General features: G+C 67.8%; 5 protein-coding genes. 1 reads left to right on the top strand and 4 read right to left on the bottom strand.

Annotation, left to right across the window (positions count from 1 at the left end):
• The 4 genes from WBL05_RS01320 to WBL05_RS01305 all read right to left on the bottom strand — a co-directional run.
• Nucleotides 1–261 (bottom strand): hypothetical protein (locus WBL05_RS01320; protein ID WP_424223229.1); only part of this gene is annotated, 261 nt, incomplete at its 3' end.
• A gap of 105 nt (nucleotides 262–366) precedes the next feature.
• Entirely contained in the window at nucleotides 367–1,344 is a 978-nt protein-coding gene (locus WBL05_RS01315) for a carbohydrate ABC transporter permease (protein ID WP_424223228.1), read from the bottom strand.
• Nucleotides 1,341–2,291 (bottom strand): carbohydrate ABC transporter permease, encoded by a 951-nt coding sequence (locus tag WBL05_RS01310; RefSeq protein ID WP_424223226.1) that lies wholly within the window; start codon nucleotides 2,289–2,291, stop codon nucleotides 1,341–1,343. The genes WBL05_RS01315 and WBL05_RS01310 overlap by 4 nt, the downstream gene beginning before the upstream one ends.
• Nucleotides 2,292–2,300: 9 nt before the next feature.
• The gene (locus WBL05_RS01305) at nucleotides 2,301–3,701 is read right to left on the bottom strand and encodes an ABC transporter substrate-binding protein (RefSeq protein WP_424223225.1); all 1,401 of its coding nucleotides are present in this window, start codon (nucleotides 3,699–3,701) and stop codon (nucleotides 2,301–2,303) included.
• Nucleotides 3,702–3,844: 143 nt separating this feature from the next.
• Here WBL05_RS01305 and WBL05_RS01300 point away from each other — a divergent pair.
• Nucleotides 3,845–4,397, top strand: a 553-nt coding sequence (locus WBL05_RS01300) for a hypothetical protein (protein ID WP_424223223.1), incomplete at its 3' end; no start/stop codon positions are given.

Raw genomic sequence — 4,397 nt, 5'->3', positions numbered from 1 at the left:
GTCGGGACGCGACCAGCCGGCCACCTCGGCGGCGATCACCGCGTCCGGGTCGGCGATGCTGCGGCCGGCCGCGGCGGCCACCGCCGCCCAGTACTGGCGTCCGGTCTGCCGGCCGTGGTCGTAGGGTGCCCGCAGCGACCAGAACGGCTCCCACAGCTGAGGGCCGCCGAAGCCGGCCGCCCGTTCGATCGCGGCGATGGCCTCGTCCGACTGGACGCGCATCACCACCCCGTACAGGTCGAACAGCACTCCGCGGGTCATGGCTCCTTGATAGCGCAGCTCGGGCGGTGCGCGTCAGTGGCGTTCCTGATGATCGTGCCGGCCTTGATGATCACCGGCATGGTCTGCTCGGGTGTGGTGAGCAGGTCAGCCCTTGACCGAACCGGCTGCTATGCCCTCGATGAAGTACCGCTGACCGAACGCGAAGATCACCAGCATCGGCAGGGTGACCAGCAGCGAGGCAACCATGACGTACTGGTAGTCGCCGTGGCCACCCGCGGTCGGCGAGTACAGGGTCATGGCGTAGGCGATACCCAGCGGGGCGGTGTAACCGGTCGGGTCGCCGAAGTTCAGGTAGATCAGCGGACCCTGGAAGTTGTTCCAGGCGGCTTGGAACTCGAAGATGAACACGATGATCGAACTGGGTAGCGCCAGCGGGAACGCGATCCGCCAGAACAGGCCGAAGAACGAGCAGCCGTCCACCCGGGCCGCCTCGAACAGGTCACGCGGCAGCGACAGGTAGAACTGCCTCATCAGGAAGATGTAGAACGCCGAACCGAAGATGGTGGCACCCCACAGCGGCACCGTTGTGCCCAACCAGCCCAGCCACTTCCAGATCAGGTAGTTCGGGATCAGGGTGACCGCGCCGGGCAGCATCATGGTAGCCAGCACGATGCCGAAGATGGCGTTGCGGAACGGGAACCGGAAGTAGGCGAACCCGAACGCCACGATCGAGCTGGAGATGGTGACGAAGGTTGCCGCCAGCAGCGCGATGAAGATCGAGTTCCACACCCAGTTCAGCAACGGCAACTGGTTGAACACCTCGACGTAGTTCTCCGGCGTGAACGTCCTGGGGATCAGCCGGTTGTCGAAGACCTCACCGCGCGGCTTCAGCGAGGCGGCGAGCAGCCACGCGAACGGGTACATCATCAGCAGCGAGATTGCGACCAGCAGCACCCAGCGCAGGATGACGCCGAAGGCCCGGAACGGCCCCCGGGTCGGTTCGCCGGCGGTCGTCACCGGCCCGGTCGACCTGGATTCGTCGGTTCGGGCGGCGGCCGAGGCGGCCAGTTGCTGGGCACCCAGCGCCTGGGCGGTGGGACGGGTGGGCTGGGATCCGATCACCGGGGGCCTCCCTCGTAGTAGACCAGCTTGTTGCCGACCCTGATCTGGATCACCGTGATCACCATGATGATGCCGAACAGCAGCCAGGCCATGGCGGCGGCCTGCCCGAAGTTGAACCGCTGGAATGCCAGTTGGTACAGGTAGACGCCGTAGAACAGCGCCTCGTCGGGGACGCTGCTGCTGACGTCCCGGTAGAACAGCAGGTAGGCCTGGTCGAAGACCTGCAGCGCGGCGATCGTGTTGACGATCACCAGGAAGAACAGCGTCGGGCTGATCAGCGCCAGCGTGATCCGGAAGAACTGCTGCACCTTGTTGGCCCCGTCCACCGCGGCCGCCTCGTACAAGTCCTTCGGGACGGCCTGCAGCGCCGCAAGCAGGATCACCATCCCGCCGCCAACACTCCACAAGCCCATCAGCACGATCGACGGCTTCATCCAGAACGGGTCGGTCAGCCATTGCGGGCCCTGGATCCCGAACAGCCGCAGGAACTGGTTGATCGCGCCGTTGTTGCCGTTCAGCAGCAGCAGGAAGACCGCCGCGGTGGCGACCGCCGGGGTCATCTTGGGCAGGTAGAACACGGTGCGGAAGAAGCCCGACCCGCGCTTGACGCCGTTGAGCAGCAGCGCCAGCCCGAGCGCGACCGCGATCTCCAGCGGCACCGACATGGCGGCGAAGATGAACGTGTTGCGCAGCGACTTCATCACCCGCGGGTCGTCCAGCAGCAACTCGTAGTTGGCCAGGCCGACCGGGGTGCCCTGCCCGCGGGCCAGGTCGTAGTCCTGGAACGACAGGATCAGGCTCCACGTCATCGAGATGACGGTGAAGACCGCGAAGCCGACCAGCCAGGGGGTGATGAACAGGAACCCTGCGACCGCCTCGCTGCGCTTGTTGCGATTGCCGCGTCGGCGCCGGGCCTGCTGACCCGGCGCCGCGGTGGAGATGGCCACCGTGGGCTCCTAGCCCCGCTGGCCGATCGCCGACTGGTCCCAGGCCCGCATGGCCGTGGCCTGGGCCTCCTGCAGCGCGGCCTCAGGTTCCATCGACCCGGCCAGCACCTGGGCGACCGCGTTCTTCAACGCGTCATCGATCTCCTGGCCGACCGCCGAGCCGCCGACCGAGACCGGGTTCTCCAGGGTCTGGTAGGAGGTCGCGATCAGTTGGTCGAAGTCAGCGTTGCCGGACGGCTCCACGAACTGCTCACGCACCAGTTCGTCCGCCACCGGGGAGCCGGTGAACAGGCCGGTGTTGATGCTGTCCCGCTCGGCCACGGTCTCGGCGCGCGCCGCACCGGCAGCCTGCCAGGCGTCCGGTGAGGTGGCCTCGATCGCCCAGGCGCAGGCGGCGGACGGGTTCTTGCCGCCGGCGGGGATGGCGAACGCGGTGCCGCCTGCGAAGCCGATCACGTCGCCAGCGGTGGTGCGCACCGGGGTGGCCTCAACCGAGACGTCGTCCTTGGTGTTGGCGAGCACGTTGATGTACCACTGGGCCCACAGCTGCGCACCCACCTGGTCGGCGACGTACTGGTTCTGGTCACCGAAGACGTCCATGGTCTGCTTGAACGACTGGAATGCTGCGTTGCCGCCCTGGGCGTCCACCAGTTGCTTCAGCCAGGTGAGGGCCTCGACGTTGGCCTGCTGGTCGAGCGCCGGCTGGCCGTTGTCCTCCATCGCGCCGCCACCGAACGCGATCAGCCAGACCGCCACCGAGCCGGGCAGGTCGGGGTCGAAGCCGATCAGCGACGGGACGCCGCCGGATTCGGCGTACATCTGTTCGGCCGCGGCGATGATCTGGTCGGGCTTCGAGGTGTCGAGCTGGTCGATGGTGACGCCGGCCTGCTCCATGACCCGCTTGTTGGCGATGATCATGCTGGTCTGGAAGAACTGCGGGATGGCGTACAGGCTGCCGTCGTAGGTGACGTCGTCGAGCGCGGCCTGGTAGTAGCGCTCGGCCGGGTCGACCTGCCACAGGTCGTAGCACTGGTCGAGCGGAACGATCAGTTCGCGGTCGGCCAGCGTGCCGACCATGGAGCGGTTGACCTGGATCAGGTCGGGGGTCTGGCCGGACGCCACCTGGGCCGAGAACTTCTGCGGGTCGAAGTTGGTGGTGTCCTGCACCACCTCGACCGGGGCGATCCGCTCGGCGGCCAGGTCGGACCTGGACTTGCCCACTTCGTCCGACGGGTTGAAGCCGCTGGTGTTGAGGGTGCCGGACAGTTCCTTGGTGAACTCCACGGCACCGCTGCCGTCCGTGGTCGGCTGGGTGCCGCCACCGTCGCGTCTTGCCGGGTTGCAGGCGCTGAGCACCAGCACACCCGAGATTGCCAAGGCGGCGAGCCTGCCTGCTTTACCGATCTTCATCAATCGCTCCTTTCGGGCGTGGGTGAGTGGGCCATCGCTGGTCCGGCAGAGGACAAGATACCCGCCGAAGCGGTTTGCAACCTTCCCAGTCAGCAGGGGGCCGGTGGGGGCGCTAGCATGGCCGCAGTCACTGGAGGGAACCCGTGGTCGATGTGGTGCCGGTCGGCAATGACGAGACGGCCGCTTACGATTCCGTGCAGCATTCACAGTCCGGGGCCGGGGCTGCCCGGGCACCGGTCCGGCGTCCCGGCTCGATGGGCGTCACCGTGGTGCTGCTCGGGGTGCTGCTGGTCGCGTCGCTGGTGGTGCTGGTCGCCGGGCTGGCGATGGTCGAGCAGGAGGCCCCGCAGTACGTACCGTTGACCGCGATCACCATCGGCGGCAGCCTGCTGGCCTGGCACATCCGGGCCGTGCTGGCAGGTAGCGGCCGGCGCACCGCGATGATCAGCCCCTGGCCCTGGGTCGGGCTGGTGGTGATAGCCGCGTTCGGCGTGACCCTCGGGTTCGCGCTGTTCGACCTGCTGACCGGGGTGGGCAACGCGGCCCGGATCGCCCTGGTGTCGGCCGGTGTAGTCGGCATGATGGCCGCGGTGGTGGGTTTCGTCCGGGACGCCGACCTCCGCGAGCAGTCGCGCCGCACCCCGGCCGTCCCCGCCGCGCCGAGACCGGAGCCTGAACCCGAACCCGAGCCCGAGC

This window comes from Brooklawnia sp. (assembly GCF_049651565.1).
Taxonomy (GTDB): domain Bacteria; phylum Actinomycetota; class Actinomycetes; order Propionibacteriales; family Propionibacteriaceae; genus Brooklawnia.
This window is presented reverse-complemented; position numbering and strand designations above follow the sequence as displayed.

Excerpts from the sequence above, each read along its gene's own strand:
- WBL05_RS01305 (WP_424223225.1), bottom strand. The coding sequence starts at position 3,701 with ATGAAGATCGGTAAAGCAGGCAGGCTCGCCGCCTTGGCAATCTCGGGT.